The sequence below is a fragment of the Streptomyces sp. Ag82_O1-12 genome (assembly GCF_900182715.1).
GTDB lineage: Bacteria > Actinomycetota > Actinomycetes > Streptomycetales > Streptomycetaceae > Streptomyces > Streptomyces massasporeus.
Genome location: NZ_FXUW01000001.1, coordinates 2,150,463 through 2,167,995, shown reverse-complemented (window position 1 = coordinate 2,167,995; position 17,533 = coordinate 2,150,463). Strand labels below are relative to the sequence as shown.

Annotated in this window: 16 protein-coding genes; 7 read left to right on the top strand and 9 right to left on the bottom strand. The window is 70.8% G+C overall.

Annotated elements, in window-relative coordinates; all coding sequences use genetic code 11:
- Positions 1–35: 35 nt before the first annotated feature.
- A complete protein-coding gene (locus QOL88_RS10035) occupies positions 36–776 on the top strand; it encodes an SDR family NAD(P)-dependent oxidoreductase (protein WP_097216096.1) in 741 nt (246 codons plus the stop codon).
- A gap of 63 nt (positions 777–839) precedes the next feature.
- On the opposite strand, the gene QOL88_RS10030 is transcribed toward QOL88_RS10035, so the two are convergent.
- Entirely contained in the window at positions 840–1,997 is a 1,158-nt protein-coding gene (locus tag QOL88_RS10030; protein WP_097216095.1) for a mechanosensitive ion channel family protein, read from the bottom strand.
- A 107-nt stretch (positions 1,998–2,104) separates the two neighbouring features.
- Between QOL88_RS10030 and QOL88_RS10025 the strand changes: the two genes are divergently transcribed.
- Positions 2,105–2,674: a dienelactone hydrolase family protein gene (locus QOL88_RS10025; RefSeq protein WP_097222924.1), complete on the top strand. Its 570-nt coding sequence runs from the start codon at positions 2,105–2,107 to the stop codon at positions 2,672–2,674.
- Positions 2,675–2,690: 16 nt separating this feature from the next.
- Here the strand turns inward: QOL88_RS10025 and QOL88_RS10020 are convergent, their stop codons facing one another.
- The 5 genes from QOL88_RS10020 to QOL88_RS10000 form a co-directional block, all read right to left on the bottom strand.
- Complete coding sequence (locus QOL88_RS10020) at positions 2,691–3,041, bottom strand: hypothetical protein (protein WP_097216094.1); 351 nt, start codon at positions 3,039–3,041, stop codon at positions 2,691–2,693.
- 103 nt (positions 3,042–3,144) lie between these two features.
- Positions 3,145–4,815 (bottom strand): alkaline phosphatase D family protein, encoded by a 1,671-nt coding sequence (locus tag QOL88_RS10015; protein WP_097216093.1) that lies wholly within the window; start codon positions 4,813–4,815, stop codon positions 3,145–3,147.
- A 93-nt stretch (positions 4,816–4,908) separates the two neighbouring features.
- On the bottom strand, positions 4,909–5,721 hold the full coding sequence (locus QOL88_RS10010; protein WP_097216092.1) for a thioredoxin domain-containing protein: 813 nt from the start codon (positions 5,719–5,721) through the stop codon (positions 4,909–4,911).
- A 132-nt stretch (positions 5,722–5,853) separates the two neighbouring features.
- Positions 5,854–6,549 carry a hypothetical protein gene (locus QOL88_RS10005; protein ID WP_097216091.1) on the bottom strand — a complete coding sequence of 232 codons (696 nt, stop codon included), beginning with the start codon at positions 6,547–6,549 and terminating at the stop codon, positions 5,854–5,856.
- A gap of 69 nt (positions 6,550–6,618) precedes the next feature.
- Positions 6,619–7,944, bottom strand: coding sequence for a DUF2252 domain-containing protein (locus QOL88_RS10000; protein ID WP_097216090.1), 1,326 nt, complete (start codon positions 7,942–7,944; stop codon positions 6,619–6,621).
- Between the two features lie 217 nt (positions 7,945–8,161).
- On the opposite strand from QOL88_RS10000, the gene dnaE reads away from it, so the two are divergent.
- Positions 8,162–11,701 (top strand): DNA polymerase III subunit alpha, encoded by a 3,540-nt coding sequence (dnaE, locus tag QOL88_RS09995; protein WP_097216089.1) that lies wholly within the window; start codon positions 8,162–8,164, stop codon positions 11,699–11,701.
- Positions 11,702–11,802: 101 nt separating this feature from the next.
- Here the strand turns inward: dnaE and QOL88_RS09990 are convergent, their stop codons facing one another.
- Positions 11,803–11,970: a hypothetical protein gene (locus tag QOL88_RS09990; RefSeq protein WP_097216088.1), complete on the bottom strand. Its 168-nt coding sequence runs from the start codon at positions 11,968–11,970 to the stop codon at positions 11,803–11,805.
- A 221-nt stretch (positions 11,971–12,191) separates the two neighbouring features.
- On the opposite strand from QOL88_RS09990, the gene QOL88_RS09985 reads away from it, so the two are divergent.
- The 4 genes from QOL88_RS09985 (at position 12,192) to QOL88_RS09970 (ending at position 16,178) form a co-directional block, all read left to right on the top strand.
- On the top strand, positions 12,192–13,409 hold the full coding sequence (locus QOL88_RS09985; RefSeq protein ID WP_097216087.1) for an NYN domain-containing protein: 1,218 nt from the start codon (positions 12,192–12,194) through the stop codon (positions 13,407–13,409).
- 123 nt (positions 13,410–13,532) lie between these two features.
- Positions 13,533–14,507 carry an ABC transporter ATP-binding protein gene (locus QOL88_RS09980; RefSeq protein ID WP_097216086.1) on the top strand — a complete coding sequence of 325 codons (975 nt, stop codon included), beginning with the start codon at positions 13,533–13,535 and terminating at the stop codon, positions 14,505–14,507.
- Positions 14,508–14,610: 103 nt separating this feature from the next.
- Complete coding sequence (locus QOL88_RS09975; RefSeq protein WP_179878818.1) at positions 14,611–15,432, top strand: ABC transporter permease; 822 nt, start codon at positions 14,611–14,613, stop codon at positions 15,430–15,432.
- A 56-nt stretch (positions 15,433–15,488) separates the two neighbouring features.
- The gene (locus QOL88_RS09970; RefSeq protein ID WP_097216084.1) at positions 15,489–16,178 is read left to right on the top strand and encodes an AAA family ATPase; all 690 of its coding nucleotides are present in this window, start codon (positions 15,489–15,491) and stop codon (positions 16,176–16,178) included.
- Positions 16,179–16,267: 89 nt separating this feature from the next.
- On the opposite strand, the gene ybaK is transcribed toward QOL88_RS09970, so the two are convergent.
- Positions 16,268–16,771, bottom strand: coding sequence for a Cys-tRNA(Pro) deacylase (gene ybaK / locus QOL88_RS09965; RefSeq protein WP_097216083.1), 504 nt, complete (start codon positions 16,769–16,771; stop codon positions 16,268–16,270).
- A gap of 10 nt (positions 16,772–16,781) precedes the next feature.
- Entirely contained in the window at positions 16,782–17,522 is a 741-nt protein-coding gene (locus QOL88_RS09960) for an LON peptidase substrate-binding domain-containing protein (protein ID WP_097216082.1), read from the bottom strand.
- Positions 17,523–17,533 lie beyond the last annotated feature (11 nt).

Genomic DNA, 17,533 nt, shown 5'->3' with positions numbered 1-17,533 from the left:
ACCTCGGGCGGGCGGGGCGTCGTAGGGTCGTTCGTATGGCACGGAATGTAGTAATCAGTGGTGGAGGAACGGGAATTGGGCTCGCGGCGGCCCGGGCGTTCGCCGCGGGCGGGGACCGGGTCCTGCTGCTCGGACGGCGCGCCGACGTACTGGAGCAGGCCGAGGTGCCCGGCGCGCTGACGTACGCGGCCGATCTCGCCGAGCCGGGGGACGTGCGCGGTGTCGCCGCCTTCGTGGAGCGGGAGTTGGGGGCCGTGGACGTGCTCGTGCACAGCGCCGGGGGCAGCGGGCTGCTCGAACCGGACGCCCCGGACGGCGATCCGCTCGCGGCGGTCGCGCACACCTGGAGCGTGAACTTCCGGCTCAACACCCTCACCGCGGTCCTGCTCACCGAGGCGCTGAAGCCGCGGCTCGCCGAGCCCGGCGGCCGGGTGCTGTTCCTCAGCTCCATCGCCGCCTACCGGGGGTCCGGGAGCGGGGCGTACGCGGCGGCCAAGGCGGGACTGCACCCGTACGCCCATGATCTGGCCCGGGAGCTGGGGCCGCACGGCATCACCGTGAACGTGGTCGCGCCCGGGTACATCGAGGACACCGAGTTCTTCGGGGACGCGATGGCCGAGGAGCGCAGGGCACGGCTCGTCGGCGAGACCTCGAACGGGCGGGCCGGGACCCCGGGGGACGTCGCCGAGACGCTGCACTGGCTGGCCTCCCCGGGCGCCGGGCACATCACCTCGCAGATCATCCAGGTCAACGGCGGCGCCGAGCGCGGCCACTGAACCGCCGGACGGCAGGAGGGCTCCCCGCGGCGCGGGGAGCCCTCCTGCCGTCCGAGCGTGTGGTCACCGGTCCGGCCGTCCCGAGCTGTGGTTGCCGTGGTAGCGGCGCTGCTGCGCCGACACGCCGTCCTGGGAGGGACGGTGGCCGTTGCCGTTGCCGTTGCCGAAGCCGTTGCGGGAGGGCGGCAGGATCGCGTCCGCCGTGTTGACCCGGGGCAGGGCGTACGGATGCTGCTCGGCCAGCCAGCCGAGCATCTGCTCGCGGACCGCGACCCGCACCGTCCAGATGTCGTCCGCGTCCTTGGCCGTCACCAGGGCCCGCACCTGCATGGTGCTCGGGGTGCTGTCCGTGACGGACAGGTTGTAGGCGCGCCCGTCCCAGGCCGGGCACTCGCGCAGGATGTCGCGGAGCTTTTCGCGCATCGCCTCCACGGGGGCGCAGTGATCGACGTGCCAGAAGACGATGCCCGTCATCTGCGGGGTGCCGCGCGACCAGTTCTCGAACGGCTTGGACGTGAAGTACGACACCGGCATGGTGATGCGGCGCTCGTCCCATGTGTGGACGGTCAGGAAGGTCAGGGTGATCTCCTCGACCGTGCCCCACTCGCCGTCCACCACCACGGTGTCGCCGATGCGCACCATGTCGCCGAAGGCGATCTGGAACCCCGCGAACATGTTGCTCAGGGTGGACTGGGCGGCGACACCGGCGACGATGCCGAGGATGCCGGCCGAAGCCAGCAGCGAGGCGCCCGCCGCCCGGAACGCCGGGAAGGTCAGCAGCATCGTCGCCGCGGCCACCACGCCGACGATCGCGGACACCACCCGCATGATCAGTGTCACCTGCGTGCGCACCCGGCGGACCCTGGCCGGGTCGCGGTGGGCCCGGGCGCTGGCGTACCGGCTGTACGACGTCTCGACGATCGCCGCCGCGATACGGATCACCAGCCAGGCGGCCGACCCGATCAGTATCAGGGTCAGCGTCCGGCCGACGCCGTCGGCGCGGCTCTCCAGCAGTTCCGCCTCGTCGTACGACCCTCTCAGCAGGGCCGCGAAAAGGACCAGCATGTAGGGGATGCGGCCACGGCGGAGCAGGCCCCACAGCGGGGTCTCGTGGTGTCGTTCGTCGGCCTTGCGCAGCAGGAAGTCGGTGGCCCAGCCGATCACCAGCGTGAGCACGACCGAGCCACCGACCACGATCAGCGGTCGTAGCAGGTTCTCCATGCCCCCGAACCTAACCGGCTCCCGGGGTGCATGAACATGTGACTTCCGCTGCGTCGTGGGTAGTGCCGTCCTCCGGGCTGGTCCCACCCGGCTGGCACCATGGCCTCATGAACATCATGCTTTTTCACTCGACCTTCGGGCTGCGGCCCGCGGTGCTCCAGGCCGCTGACCGGCTGCGCTCGGCCGGACACGAGGTGTGGACGCCCGACCTCTTCGAGGGGCGCACGTTCGAGTCGGTCGAGGAGGGCATGGAGCACAAGGAGAAGATCGGCAAGGAGGAGCTGTTGAAGCGGGCCGTGCTGGCCGCCGCTCCCTACTCCGAGCGAGGGCTGGTGTACGCCGGGTTCTCGCTCGGCGCCTCCATCGCCCAGACCCTCGCCCTCGGCGACGACAAGGCCCGCGGCCTGCTGCTCCTGCACGGCACGTCGGACATCGCGCCGGACGTCACGGCGGACGACCTGCCGGTCCAGCTGCACGTGGCGGAGCCGGACCCCTTCGAGACGGACGACTGGCTCAGCGCCTGGTACCTCCAGATGGGCCGCACCGGGGCCGACGTGGAGGTGTACCGGTACGCCGGGGCCGGCCACCTCTACACCGACCCCGACCTGCCCGACTACGACGAGGAGGCCGCCGAGGCCACCTGGCGGGTGGCTCTCGGCTTCCTCACCTCGCTGTAGGGAGTGCCCCGCGGCCTCAGCCCGGGAAGCACTCCTTGGGGTTGTGCACCAGCGACGGGAAGTGCCCGGACCACACCCAGGCCGTCGGCTGGGAGTCGTAGATCCGGAACCACAGCGCCCCCGAGGGGGTCTTGGTGGTCGAGCACTGGATTCGCAGGGTCGTCTTGTACGGCTCCGTGCGGTACCGGGTCGACGAGGAAGTGGGCTTCGCGTATATGGGGGCGCCGCCGGGGGACGCGACGGTCAGGTTGACGTACGCCGGTGCCGCCGAGGCCTCCTGCGCCTGAACGGTGGCAGTGACTCCGGCGAGGGCAAGGGCGGCGCCGAGCACCGCGCTCTTCCTCAGGACACTCTGGGGGGTGGGCATGTGACTCCAATCCTGAACAGAACTGACGGACCGCCAAGTGCGGTGGTCCGCCAGCCTGTTCGATGGAGCCGAGATCTTCTCGGTTGCTTCGCTTGCCGAGTCTTTACACCGGGCTGTCGGCGCGCTCGATCTTCTGCGTGCCGCTGCGGGTGCGGTACGAGCGGGACCACTTGGCCGTCGCGTCGCGCTTCGCGCGGTCGGAGATGACGTAGAAGTCCATCTGCGCGCGCTCGGCCGTGATGTCCAGGACGCCGTAGCCGTGGCGGTCGGTGTCGACCCAGTGGACGTGGCGGTTGGCGGCGCGGATGACCGGCGAGGCGACCGCGGAGACCGTGCCCTCCGGGACCTTGACGATGTCGTCGAGGTTGTCGGAGGTGACCGACGTGACGACGAACTCCGTGGCGGCCGACGGGGACAGCGGATACGTACCGGCGTCCACCGGCACGTCGTTGGCCCAGGCCATGTGGATGTCTCCGGTGAGGAAGACGGTGTTGCGGATCGCGTTCGTGCGCAGGTGCGCCAGGATCTCGCGACGGTCGTCGGTGTAGCCGTCCCACTGGTCGGTGTTGAGGGCGAGGCCCTCCTGCGGCAGGCCCAGCAGTTTGGCCAGCGGCTTGAGCAGATCGGCGGAGAGCGAGCCGACGGCGAAAGGCGAGATCATCACCGAGTTGCCGACCAGCCGCCAGGTGGTGTCGGACGCCTTCAGCCCCGCCTTGAGCCAGTCCAGCTGCGCGCGGCCGGTGAGCGTGCGGTCCGGGTCGTCGACCTCGCCGTTGCCGACCTTGACCTGCTGCGAGCGGAACGAGCGCAGGTCCAGCAGCGAGAGGTCGGCCAGCTTGCCGAAGCGCAGCCGGCGGTAGGTCGTGCCCGCGATCGCCGGGCGCACCGGCATCCACTCGAAGTAGGCCTGCTTGGCGGCGGCCTGGCGGACGGACCAGGCGCCCTCCGCGCCCTCGGTGTGGTTCTCCGCGCCGCCCGACCAGGTGTCGTTGGCGAACTCGTGGTCGTCCCAGATCGCGACGACCGGGGCCGTGGCGTGCAGCGCCTGGAGGTCCGGGTCGGTCTTGTAGCGGGCGTGCCGGATGCGGTAGTCGGCGAGCGTGACGATCTCGTGGGCCGGGGCGTGCGGGCGGACGACCTTGTCGCGGGTGCCGTACTCGCCGGTGCCGTACTCGTAGATGTAGTCGCCGAGGTGCAGCCAGGCGTCGAGGTCGCCGCGGGCCGCGAGGTGGCGGTAGGGAGAGAAGTAGCCGGCCTCCCAGTTCGCGCAGGAGACCACGCCGAAACGCAGGCCGGGGACGGCGGCGTCGGCCGCCGGCGCGGTGCGGGTGCGCGCCGCCGGGGAGTCGGTGCCGCCGGCCGAGAAGCGGAACCAGTAGTCGGTGGCAGGCTGCAGACCGCGGATGTCGGCCTTCACCGTGTGGTCCGAGGCCGCCGTCGCGGTGGTGGAACCCTTGGCGACGACGCTGCTGAACGCCTTGTCCCTGGCGACGACCCAGCTCACCTCGGTGTCGGGGCCGGCTCCGGAGCCGGGTATCGCCTCCGGGACCGGGGTGACGCGGGTCCACAGCAGGATGCCGTCGGGCAGCGGGTCACCGGAGGCGACGCCGTGCAGGAAGGCGGGGGCCTGGTCGACGGCGCGCGCCGGCAGGGTCGCCGCCAGCGGGCCGGCCAGGACAGCGGTCGCCGCCGCGGCCTTGACGACCGTACGGCGGCGCGGAGTGAGGAAGTTGAGGCCCTCTGACGTATTCGATGATCTGTATCGACTGGTCACGACCGATCAGGTTACTGGTCGGTATGCGCCAGAGCGGGCGAACTCCCGAAGTTCGCCCGCTCTTCATGCGGAGTGTGAAATTCCCCGGAGGGGTCAGCCCTTGAGGGCCGCGTCCACCGCCTTGTTGAACTCCTCCACCGACCACGGCAGGTTGGGGCTGGAGGTCTCGAGCTGCTTGCCGTCCATCACGAAGCCCGGGGTGCCCTGGACGCCGTCCTTGTTGTCGTCGAAGGCCTTCGACATGGCCATCGCCCAGGCGTCGTAGGTGCCCTTCTCGACCGCGTCCTGGAACTTCTTGTTGTTCTTCAGCTCGGGGACGGTGTTCGCGACCTTGATGAGGTAGCTGTCGTCCTTGAACTTGTCGGTCGTCTCCTCCGGGTGGTACTTGGCCGAGTACAGCGCGGCCTTGTAGTCGAGGAACGCCTTGTCGCTCACGTTCAGCGCGGCCCCCAGGGCGCTCATGGCGTTCTTGGAGCCCTCGCCGTTGTCCTTGTTGTCGATGAACGTGGCGCCGATGAACTGCATCTTGTACTTGCCGTCGTCGATGTCCTTCTTCATGGTCGGGCCGACGGCCTGCTCGAACTGGGCGCAGATGGGGCAGCGCGGGTCCTCGTAGACCTTCAGGGTCTTGGCCGAGTCCTTGCCGATGACGACCGTGGTGCCGTCGGTGCCCGTGGTGTTGGCCGGGGCGGTGACCTTGGCGTCCTTCTGGCCCTCCCAGTAGCTGGGCTTGTTGGCCTGGACGACGGCGTAGCCGATGCCGCCGGCTATCGCCAGCACGCCGACGATCGAGCAGGCGACGACGACCTGCCGCTTGGTCTTCGCGCGCTTGGCCTCGCGCTCACGCTCGATGCGCAGCCGCTCGCGGGCCGCCGTCTTCGCAGCCTGGGTGTTCCGCTTGCTCATGGTGATGTTCTCCGTGGGGGACGCGCACACCTGTGTGTGCGGGAAACGTAGGGGGGACTGCCGGTGCTCGAAAGGGCCGCAGGGGGCACGGAGCCTGCCGCGAGGGCGAGTGCCTCGGCAAAGGCGAGTGCCTCAGGCGAAGGCGGGTGAGCACGGCGGTCCACGCCGTCCCAGGGAGTACGTGAGGACCCGGTCGCGGGCGCTGGGCGTACGGTCCGCGGCGCGCGACGACGGCCGGCGCCCGGAGGGGGCCCGTTCCACCGTCACCGCGGCGACCGCCAGCAGCAGCGGACGGAACGTGGTCGCCGTCACCGCCCGCAGCAGCTGGCCCAGGGCCCGCTCGCCGCGGCGCAGCCAGACGGCCGCGAGGAGCCCGACGCCGATGTGCGCGCCGAGCAGCAGCCAGGCGATGACGGGCTCGGTGTGGACGACCGCGGCCGCGAGCCGGTCGGTGCCGGTGGCTCCGGCCATCCGGGCCAGCGGCGTGCCGACCTCGCCGCCGCCGCAGAGCACGTCCAGGCCGACCGAACGCAGCGGACCGGTGACCGGGCCGCCCGCCGGGCCGTAACAGGCGTGCTGGCCCGTGGTGAACACCGTGTCCGCGGCCAGTTCCAGCGGGATCAGCAGGGCCGCGATCCGTCCGAAGGAGCGCTCCCGGCCCGCCAGGGCGAACGCGATCACGAACACGGCGGTGGCGACCGCGGCCACCGTGCTCACCGGCAGCGGGGCCCGGGACAGCAGGACGTGCGACGCGGTGCTGAGCGTCACGACCACGGCCGTGAACAGCGCCGCGCGCACGGCTCTGAGCTGGATCCCGGATATGTCCATAGCGAAAGGAGAGTCTGTCATGGGGGCCTGTAAGAGACCCCTAAAGGATGCCTGTGAGAGGCCTTTCCGTCACAGGCCCGGAATCCGGCCGTTGCGGAACAGGTCCACGAAGGTCTGATGGTCGGCACGCGCGCGTGCTCCGTAGGTGTGCGCGAAGTCGACCAGCAGGGGGGCGAAGCCCTCCTCGTCGGCCGCGAGCGCCGCGTCGATGGCCCGCTCCGTGGAGAACGGCACCAGGGACTCGCCGGACTGGTCGTCCGCCGCCGAGTGCATCGTGGCCGTCGCCCGGCCGAGGTCGGCCACCACCTGGGCGATCTCCTCCGGGTCGTCGATGTCGCCCCAGTCGAGGTCCACCGCGTACGGCGAGACCTCGGCGACCAGCTGGCCCGCCCCGTCCAGCTCGGTCCAGCCCAGCCACGGATCGGCGTGCGCCTGGAGGGCGCGCTGGGAGATGACCGTGCGGTGCCCCTCGTGCTGGAAGTACCCGCGGATCGCCTGGTCCGTGATGTGCCGGGAGACCGCCGGGGTCTGGGCCTGCTTGATGTAGATCACGACGTCGTTCTCCAGGGCGTCGCTGTGCCCCTCCAGCAGGATGTTGTACGACGGCAGCCCCGCCGAGCCGATGCCGATGCCGCGCCGGCCGACGACGTCCTTCACGCGGTAGGAGTCCGGACGCGTCAGCGAGCTGTCCGGAAGCGTCTCCAGGTAGCCGTCGAAGGCGGCGAGGACCTTGTAGCGTGTGGCCGCGTCCAGCTCGACGGAGCCGCCGCCCGAGGCGAAGCGGCGCTCGAAGTCGCGGATCTCCGTCATCGAGTCCAGCAGGCCGAAGCGGGTCAGCGAGCGGGCGTCACGCAGCGCGTCCAGCAGCGGACCCTGCGCCGTGTCCAGCGTGAACGGCGGCACCTCGTCGCTCTTCGCGCCCGTCGCCAGGGCGTGGATCCGCTCGCGGTAGGCGACCGCGTAGATCGTCACCAGCTCGGAGATCTGCTCGTCGCTGAGCGCCTTGGCGTAGCCGATCAGCGCGATGGAGGCCGCCAGGCGCTTGAGGTCCCAGGTGAAGGGGCCGACGTAGGCCTCGTCGAAGTCGTTGACGTTGAAGATCAGGCGGCCGTTGGCGTCCATGTACGTGCCGAAGTTCTCCGCGTGGAGATCGCCGTGGATCCACACGCGCGAGGTGCGCTCGTCCAGGTACGGTCCGCCTCGCTTCTCTTCGTCCAGGTCGTGGTAGAAGAGGCCCGCCGTCCCCCGGTAGAAGGCGAAGGCCGAGGCCGCCATCTTGCGGAACTTCACGCGGAACGCGGCCGGGTCGGCGGCCAGGAGCTCGCCGAAGGCGGTGTCGAAGACGGCGAGGATCTCCTCACCGCGGTGCTCGTCGTTGAGCTGCGGGAACGACATCGCTGGGTGCCTCCTGGTGCATGCGTTTCGGGGCGGCAGGTCCGCCCTCTGCCTAACGTGCGACGGCCCGCGGGAGTGCCCGCGAACCCTCGCACGAAGGTACGCGGGTCGGCCCTCGGGGTGTCAGTGCCGAGGCATAGACTTCGACGCTGTCCCCCAGACTGTCCGCAGCCTGCCGGGCCCCATTTGTCGTATGTTCCCTCTGGAGGCCGCAGCCGTGTCAAAGCCGCCGTTCACGCACCTGCACGTCCACACCCAGTACTCGCTGCTGGACGGTGCCGCGCGGCTGAAGGACATGTTCAACGCGTGCAACGAGATGGGCATGACGCACATCGCCATGTCCGACCACGGCAACCTCCACGGCGCGTACGACTTCTTCCACACGGCCCAGAAGTCCGGTGTGACCCCGATCATCGGGATCGAGGCCTATGTCGCGCCCGAGTCCCGGCGCAACAAACGCAAGATCCAGTGGGGCCAGCCGCACCAGAAGCGGGACGATGTCTCCGGTTCCGGTGGTTACACCCACAAGACGATGTGGGCGGTGAACAGCACCGGCCTGCACAACATCTTCCGGCTGTCCTCCGACGCGTACGCCGAGGGCTGGCTGCAGAAGTGGCCCCGGATGGACAAGGAGACCATCTCCCAGTGGTCCGAGGGGATCGTCGCCTCCACCGGCTGCCCCTCCGGCGAGGTCCAGACCCGGCTGCGCCTGGGCCACTTCGACGAGGCGCTCAAGGCAGCCGCCGACTACCAGGACATCTTCGGCAAGGACCGCTACTTCCTGGAGCTGATGGACCACGGCATCGAGATCGAGCACCGGGTCCGCGACGGCCTCCTGGAGATCGGCAAGAAGCTCGGCATCCCCCCGCTGGTCACCAACGACTCGCACTACACGTACGCGCACGAGGCGAGCGCCCACGACGCCCTGCTGTGCATCCAGACCGGCAAGAACCTCTCCGACCCCGACCGCTTCAGGTTCGACGGCACCGGCTACTACCTGAAGTCCACGGACGAGATGTACGCCATCGACTCCTCGGACGCCTGGCAGGAGGGCTGCGCCAACACCCGCCTGATCGCCGAGATGGTCGACACCACGGGCATGTTCGAAAAGCGCGACCTCATGCCCAAGTTCGACATTCCCGAGGGCTACACGGAGGTCAGCTGGTTCCGCGAGGAGACCCTGCGCGGCATGAACCGCCGCTTCCCGGACGGCATCCCGGACGACCGCATGAAGCAGGTCGAGTACGAGATGGACACCATCATCTCGATGGGCTTCCCGGGCTACTTCCTCGTGGTCGCCGACTTCATCATGTGGGCCAAGAAGCAGGGCATCGCGGTCGGCCCCGGCCGAGGCTCCGCGGCCGGCTCGATCGTCGCCTACGCGCTCGGCATCACCGACCTCGACCCCATCCCGCACGGCCTGATCTTCGAGCGGTTCCTCAACCCCGAGCGCATCTCGATGCCCGACGTCGACATCGACTTCGACGAGCGCCGGCGCGTCGAGGTGATCCGGTACGTGACGGAGAAGTACGGCGCCGACAAGGTCGCCATGATCGGCACGTACGGCACCATCAAGGCCAAGAACGCGATCAAGGACTCCGCGCGCGTGCTGGGCTACCCGTACGCGATGGGCGACCGCCTCACCAAGGCCATGCCCGCCGACGTCCTCGGCAAGGGCATCAACCTCGACGGCATCACCAACCCCGAGCACCCCCGCTACTCGGAGGCGGGCGAGATCCGGGCGATGTACGAGAACGAGCCGGACGTGAAGAAGGTCATCGACACCGCCAAGGGCGTCGAGGGCCTGGTCCGGCAGATGGGCGTGCACGCCGCCGGCGTGATCATGTCCAGCGAGACCATCACCGACCACGTGCCCGTCTGGGTCAGGCACACGGACAAGGTCACCATCACCCAGTGGGACTACCCGAGCTGCGAGTCGCTCGGCCTGCTGAAGATGGACTTCCTCGGCCTGCGCAACCTGACGATCATGGACGACGCCGTCAAGATGGTGAAGTCCAACAAGGGGGTCGACATCGACCTCCTGAGCCTCCCGCTCGACGACCCCACGACCTTCGAACTGCTCCAGCGCGGCGACACCCTCGGTGTCTTCCAGTTCGACGGCGGCCCCATGCGCTCCCTGCTCCGGCTGATGAAGCCGGACAACTTCGAAGACATCTCCGCCGTGTCGGCCCTGTACCGCCCGGGCCCGATGGGCATGAACTCCCACACGAACTACGCCCTTCGAAAGAACGGCCAGCAGGACATCACGCCCATCCACCCCGAGCTGGAGGAGCCGCTCAGGGAGGTCCTGGACGTCACCCACGGCCTGATCGTCTACCAGGAGCAGGTGCAGAAGGCCGCCCAGATCATCGCCGGGTACTCGCTCGGCGAGGCCGACATCCTCCGCCGCGTGATGGGCAAGAAGAAGCCCGAGGAGCTGGCGAAGAACTTCGTCCTCTTCCAGGAGGGCGCCCGCAAGAAGGGCTTCAGCGACGAGGCCATCCAGGCCCTGTGGGACGTGCTGGTCCCTTTCGCCGGCTACGCGTTCAACAAGGCGCACTCCGCCGCGTACGGCCTGGTCTCGTACTGGACCGCGTACCTGAAGGCGAACCACCCCGCCGAGTACATGGCCGCCCTGCTCACCTCGGTGAAGGACGACAAGGACAAGTCGGCCGTCTACCTCAACGAGTGCCGCCGCATGGGCATCAAGGTGCTCCCGCCGGACGTCAACGAGTCGATGTCCAACTTCGCGGCCCAGGGCGACGACGTGATCCTCTTCGGCCTCTCCGCCGTCCGCAACGTCGGTACGAACGTGGTCGAGTCGATCATCAGGTGCCGCAAGGCCAAGGGGAAGTACGTCTCCTTCCCGGACTACCTCGACAAGGTGGAGGCGGTGGTCTGCAACAAGCGCACCACCGAGTCGCTGATCAAGGCCGGCGCCTTCGACGCCATGGGCCACACTCGCAAGGGCCTCACCGCGCACTACGAGCCGATGATCGACAACGTGGTCGCGGTCAAGCGCAAGGAGGCGGAGGGGCAGTTCGACCTCTTCGGCGGCATGGGCGAGGCCGAGACCAGCGAACCGGGCTTCGGACTCGACGTGGAGTTCTCCCCCGACGAGTGGGACAAGACCTATCTGCTCGCCCAGGAGCGGGAGATGCTCGGTCTGTACGTCTCCGACCACCCGCTGTTCGGCCTGGAGCACATCCTGTCCGACAAGGCCGACGCGGGCATCTCCCAGCTGACCGGAGGCGAGCACTCAGACGGGGCGGTCGTCACCATCGGCGGCATCATCTCGGGCCTGCAGCGCAAGATGACCAAACAGGGCAACGCCTGGGCCATCGCCACCGTCGAGGACCTCGCCGGCTCGATCGAGTGCATGTTCTTCCCCGCGACCTACCAGCTGGTCTCGACCCAACTCGTCGAGGACGCCGTGGTGTTCGTCAAGGGCCGCCTCGACAAGCGGGAGGACATCCCGCGGCTCGTGGCGATGGAGCTGATGGTGCCGGACCTGTCCAACGCGGGCACCAACGCGCCGGTGATCCTCACCATCCCGGCCACCCGGGTCACCCCGCCGCTGGTCAGCCGCCTCGGCGAGGTGCTCAGCCACCACAAGGGCGACAGCGAGGTCCGGATCAAGCTCCAGGGACCGACCAAGACGACCGTGCTGCGGCTGGACCGGCACCGGGTGAAGCCGGACCCGGCGCTCTTCGGCGACCTGAAGGTGCTGCTCGGACCGTCCTGCCTGGCCGGGTGACGCAGGGATCTTGACGCACTCGAGGGGCGTACCCGGCATGCATCGGGTACGCCCCTCGTGCGTGTGCGTGTCGCGCGGGCTCAAAGCCCGTCACGCAGACGTCAGTTGTGGCCGAAGCTGCGCTTTCGCTTGCCGGACGGCGCCATCTCGCCGGGGGTCACCTCGACCTCGGCCTGGGGCTCCGTCTGCGAGGCGGGGCTGCGGTCCGCCCGCTGACCACGCTCGGTCGGACGCTGCTGCTTACGGTCACGGTTCTTGTTCTTGGCCATGGTGATGCCTCCTGTGGGGGACTAGGGGCCAGGGCCGGGACCAGATTCACACAGGCCGACAACGATCGCATGTCGGACAATTACCGTGCGTGACAGGGGTGGTCGGAGCGGGAAGTCCCGAAACGCCACGCCGAAGATCGAGTTCCGGCCGTTAACCTCCGCGCCGTCGGGCAGACTCGAAGCAGGCCCGAAGCAAACCTCCTGGGAAGAGGGTGAGTCGCGTGGACCGCTGCATCGTCCTGGTGGACGCTGGGTATCTGCTGGGAGCCGCGGCGAGTCTCCTCGCCGGGGAGCCCTCGCGGTCCCGCATCACCGTCGATCACACCGCCCTCATCCAGGGGCTGCGCGAACGCGCCGAGTCCGACACCCAGCAGCCGCTGCTGCGCATCTACTGGTTCGACGGCGCCCCCGACCGCGTCCCGCAGCCCGAGCACCGCAGACTGCGCGTGATGCCCCGGGTCACCGTCCGGCTCGGCGCCCTGACCCGCAGCGACGGCCGCTGGGCGCAGAAGGGCGTGGACGCCGCGATGCACGCCGAACTCACCGAGCTGGCCCGCAACCGCGCCTGCTCCGACGTCGTCCTCGTCACCGGCGACGGCGATCTGCTGCCCGGCATGATGGCCGCCAAGGAGCACGGCGTCGCCGTCCACCTGTGGGCCGTCCAGGCCGCCGACGGCGACTACAACCAGTCCGAGGACCTGGTCGCCGAGGCCGACGAGCGGCGCGTCCTGGACCGCACGTGGATCACCAAGGCCGTCCGCGCCAAGGACTACACCGGGGTGTGCGCCCCGCAGCCCGCGCCCCGGCCCGAGATCGCCGCGATCCTCTCCGCGCCGTTGCCCGAGTCCGCGCTCGGCGCCCCGGCCGAACGACCCGCCCCGCAGCCCCGCCACCCGGTGGACGGCCCCGGGCAGAACGGCACCGAGGAGCGTGGGGCCGCCAAAGGCGTCCCCACGCCCAAAGACCTGGCCGCCCTGCGCGCCCCCGGCACCCAGCCCGCCCAGCCCGCCCAGCACCCCGCCTCCGCCACCCTCCGGTGGTCCTCCGACAAAGGCTGGGTCGACCGGCCCACGGCCGAGCCCCCCGAGGCCGCCTCGATGCCGACGCTCGCCCAGCTGACCACGGCCGAGCAGCGGTGGGCCGACCGCGAGGAGGACATCACCACCGTCGGCGGTGACCCGTACGAGGTGGGACAGGTCTTCGCCCGGCGCTGGGTCGAGCGCCTCGGCGACCAGAGCCACCTGCAGAAACTGTCCGGGATGTATCCCCGCATCCCGCACCGCGTCGACGGGGAGCTGCTGCGCTACGCCGCCCGCTTCGGCCTGCTCGCCCACAAGGACGACCAGATCGACGAGCGGGACCGCTACGCCATCCGGGCCGGCTTCTGGCGGGAGATCAGCGTGCGCACGGGCGTGGAGCACCCACCCCTCGACGCCTGAGTTCTTTGCCGACGGATTTCCCGGTACGGACCCACCCGAGAGCGGACCGGGGGCGCCGACCCCGTAGTCTCGTCCCTTGTGAGTAAGCGCGCGGCACAGGCATTTCGGCACGATGGTGACGTCGTGTGCGCGGTGCGCGGGCTGACCAAGACCTATCCGGCGGTCCGGGGCCGGCGCGGCGCCCCGGGAACACCCGAGGTCCGGGCCACGGACGACGTGACGCTGGACATCCGCCGCGGCGAGATCTTCGGCCTGCTCGGTCCCAACGGGGCCGGCAAGTCCACCCTCGTGCGCCAGCTGACCGGGCTGATGCGGCCCGACCGCGGCAGCGTGGAGATCCTCGGCCACGACATCGTCCGCCACCCCGAGCGGGCCGCGCGGATCCTCGCCTACCTCGGGCAGGAGTCGACCGCCCTCGACGAACTGACCGTGTCGCTCGCCGCCGAGACCACCGGGCGGCTGCGCGGCCTGGACATACGGCACGCGCGGGCCGAGCGGGACGCCGTCCTCGACGAGCTGGGGCTCGCGCCGCTCGCCGGGCGGCCGCTGAAGAAGCTCTCCGGGGGCCAGCGGCGCCTGGCGTGCTTCGCGGCGGCCCTGGTGGGGGAGCGGCCGCTGCTCGTGCTCGACGAGCCGACCACCGGCATGGACCCGGTGGCGCGGCGGGCCGTGTGGTCCGCCGTCGACCGGCGCCGGGCCGAACACGGGACGACCGTGCTGCTCGTGACCCACAACGTCATCGAGGCCGAGACGGTGCTGGACCGGGTGGCCGTCCTCGACCGGGGGCGGGTGATCGCCTGCGACACCCCCGCCGGGCTCAAGGAGCAGGTCGCCGGTGAGGTGCGCGTCGACCTGGTGTGGCGGGACGCGGCTCCGCTGCACGTGCCCGAGGTGGCCGCGCTGAAGGACCGCGTCGTGGAGTCGGGCCGCCGCTGGACGCTGCGGCTCGGGCCCGAGGAGGCCCGGACGGTCGTCGCGACCGTCACCGGCGGGGCCGCCTTCGCCGCCCTGGACGACTTCACCCTGGCCACCCCCAGCCTGGAAGATGTGTATCTCGCCCTCGGCGGGGCCGTGCGGCAGGGGCTGGTGAAGGCGTGAGCGCGAAGACTCCCGGCGCGCGGGCCGTGAGCAGACCGGCCGCCGCATACGTACCGAACAGGCGACTGCCGCAGTGGACCCGAGCGAAGGGGAGCAGCGCGACGTGAGTGTCGTACCCGCCGATGTCCTGCCGGGCAGTGCCCTGGCCGTGGAGGAGCCCGCCGCGTGTGCGGCCGAGCTCGGACCTCGCGCGCGGCTGTGGCCGTCGCTGGCGGCCGTGTACCGGGCCCAGCTGTCCCGGGCGCGGGTGGCACGGATCCCGCTGCTGTTCGTGGCGACCTTCCAGTCGGTCGGGATCATGATCCTGATGCGCGGGGTCGTGGACGACGGGGCGGAGGCGCAGGCCGTCGTCGCCGGGGCGTCGGTCCTGGTGGTCGCCTTCGTCGCGCTGAACCTGCTCGCGCAGTACTTCGGCCAGCTGCGGGCCAGCGGCGGGCTCGACCACTACGCGACGCTGCCGGTGCCGCCGGCCGCCGTGGTGCTGGGCGCGGCGGGCGCGTACGCCTCGTTCACCGTGCCCGGGACGGTCGTGACCGCGCTGTTCGGCTGTGTGCTGTTCGGGCTGCCGATGGCCCATCTCTGGGTCCTCATGGCCGTGATCCCGCTCGCGGGCGCCGCGCTCGCCGGGCTCGGGGCGGCGCTGGGGCTGCTCGCGCCCCGGCCGGAATTGGCCACGCTGCTCGGGCAGCTGGGCATGTCGGCGGCGCTGCTGCTGGGCGTGCTGCCGGCGGACCGGATGCCGGAGGCCGTGCGCTTCACGCGGGACCTGCTGCCGTCGACGTACGGCGTGGAGGCCTTCGCGCGGACGTTCGGGCCGCACCCCGACTGGGCCTTCGTGCTCGGTGACCTCGCGGTGTGCGGGGTCGTGGGCGTCGTCTCGCTGGCCGTGGCGACCTGGGCGTACCGCCGGGCGGCCGTCCGTTGAGCGCGGAGCGGTCCTCCGGTGACGCGGCGCACGAGCGGGGCTGGCACGATGGCAGGGTGACCGCACCACTGACTCCGCCACCGCCCCCGCATGAGCACTCCGCACAGGGTGCGTGGCAGCCGCCGGCCGCCGGGCCTCAGGCTCCCGGTTCCCAGCACGCCGAGTACGCCGGGCACGGCTGGTACGGACAGGACGGCCCCGGAATGAGGACGGAACTGCGGGAGGCCGCCGTGATCGCGGTGGCCGTGGCGCTCGGCGGGGTGCTGCTCGGAGTGCTGTGGTGGTGGCTCGCGCCGCACGTGCCGCTGGTCGGCGACGTGGTGGCGAAGAGCTGGGTCGTCTACCTCAAGGACACCGAGGGGGAGCAGGCCATCGGTGTCGACGGCACGTTCACGCTGCTCGGCCTGTGCTTCGGCGCCGTCAGCGCGCTGGTCGTCTTCCTGCTGCGACGGCGCGGAGGCGTGCCGCTGGTGGTGGGGCTGGCCCTCGGAGGCCTGCTCGGGTCGTTGCTCGCCTGGCGGGTCGGGGTGTGGCTCGGGCCCACCGAGGACGTGATCGCGCACGCGCGCGAAGTCGGGCGGGGCGTGACGTTCACCGCGCCGCTGAAACTGGGCGCGAAGGGCGCGCTGCTGGCCTGGCCGCTCGCCGCGCTGGTGCTCCACCTCGGGCTCATGGCGCTGTTCGGGCCCCGCGACCCGGAGCCGGAGTTCGGGCACGGGCCTTATGAGGCACCGCCTGCCGCATAGGCGCACGGCGTTGCGGCTGGGCGGCGGGTAGGGCCGCAGCCCAGCGTGGCGGGGGCGCCCGCGGCCGGGGTGGCTCGGCCGCCCGCAGGCTAGGCGCGTGCGACGGGGGCCAGGACCGCCTCCGTCAGCTTGGCCAGGTCCTCCGGTGCAAGCTCCACCTCCAGGCCCCTCCGGCCCGCCGACACGCAGATCGTCGGGTGGGACGAGGCCGACTCGTCGAGGACCGTCGGGAGCTTCTTGCGCTGGCCCAGCGGCGAGATGCCGCCCCGGACGTAGCCCGTGGTGCGTTCCGCGAGCGCCGGGTCGGCCATCGCCGCGCGTTTGCCGCCCACGGCCGCCGCCAGCGCCTTCAGGTCCAGTTGGCCCGCCACCGGGACCACCGCGACCGTCAGGGCGCCGTCGACGTCCGCGACCAGGGTCTTGAAGACGCGGTCGGGGGAGACGCCCATGGCCTCGGCCGCCTCCTCGCCGTAGGAGGGGTGCGCGGGGTCGTGGTCGTAGGAGTGGACCGTGTACGTCGCGCCCGCCGCCGTGAGGGCCACTGTCGCGGGGGTGCCGCCCGGCTGGTGCTGCTTCTTCGACTTCTTCGCCATGCGGATCCGCTCAGTTGAGGCTCATCGGGCCGCGCGTCAGCTCCGACGCGGGCAACGACGGCAGACTACGGATGATCGCTGTCTCGGAGCGAAGGAGTTTCAGCTCGTCGCGCAGGCGGGACGCCGTGTCGGGAGCCTGGAGCAGGCGCTGCTTGGCCGGGGTGTCCAGCATCATCGCCGCCGCCACGAGGTACGACACCACGCCCGGCTCGTCCGGCAGCTCGGCCCCCGTCGCGAGAGACCGCTCCCGCGCCCCGGCCAGCCGCTTCTGGTACTGGCGGAAGGACCGCAGCACGCCCTCGGCCAGCGGCGCGGCCTCGTCGCCCGGCTCCTCGTCCAGCGGCTCCAGCTCGGCCGTCAGGAAGGGCCCGGACGCCTCGACCGACAGCAGCTTCACCCGGGTCGTGCCGGTCGCCAGGACCTCGAAGGAGCCGTCGGTGCGCTCCCGGATCGTCGCCGCGTCGGCGATGCAGCCCACCTTGTGGAACGCCTTGACCGGGTCCGAGCCGAAACCGGCCGACGGTCCCCGCTCGGGCAGGGCGGTCGGGTCGGGCATGCCGGGCGCGGTCGAGGCCACCTCGTGGCCGTCACGGATCGCCACGACGGCGAACCGGCGCGGCTCGTCCTCGGGCGTCTTCAGCAGCTCGCGCATCATGGCGCGATACCGCTCCTCGAAGACGTTGAGCGGGAGCACGAGCCCCGGGAACAGAACCGAGTTCAGGGGGAAGAGGGGGAGCCGGACGGTGGTCACGACGCAAAAGC

Excerpts from the sequence above, each read along its gene's own strand:
- QOL88_RS10035 (WP_097216096.1), top strand. The coding sequence starts at position 36 with ATGGCACGGAATGTAGTAATCAGTGGTGGAGGAACGGGAATTGGGCTC.
- QOL88_RS10030 (WP_097216095.1), bottom strand. The coding sequence starts at position 1,997 with ATGGAGAACCTGCTACGACCGCTGATCGTGGTCGGTGGCTCGGTCGTG.
- QOL88_RS10025 (WP_097222924.1), top strand. The coding sequence starts at position 2,105 with ATGAACATCATGCTTTTTCACTCGACCTTCGGGCTGCGGCCCGCGGTG.
- QOL88_RS10020 (WP_097216094.1), bottom strand. The coding sequence starts at position 3,041 with ATGCCCACCCCCCAGAGTGTCCTGAGGAAGAGCGCGGTGCTCGGCGCC.
- QOL88_RS10010 (WP_097216092.1), bottom strand. The coding sequence starts at position 5,721 with ATGAGCAAGCGGAACACCCAGGCTGCGAAGACGGCGGCCCGCGAGCGG.
- QOL88_RS10005 (WP_097216091.1), bottom strand. The coding sequence starts at position 6,549 with ATGGACATATCCGGGATCCAGCTCAGAGCCGTGCGCGCGGCGCTGTTC.
- QOL88_RS10000 (WP_097216090.1), bottom strand. The coding sequence starts at position 7,944 with ATGTCGTTCCCGCAGCTCAACGACGAGCACCGCGGTGAGGAGATCCTC.
- QOL88_RS09990 (WP_097216088.1), bottom strand. The coding sequence starts at position 11,970 with ATGGCCAAGAACAAGAACCGTGACCGTAAGCAGCAGCGTCCGACCGAG.
- ybaK (WP_097216083.1), bottom strand. The coding sequence starts at position 16,771 with ATGGCGAAGAAGTCGAAGAAGCAGCACCAGCCGGGCGGCACCCCCGCG.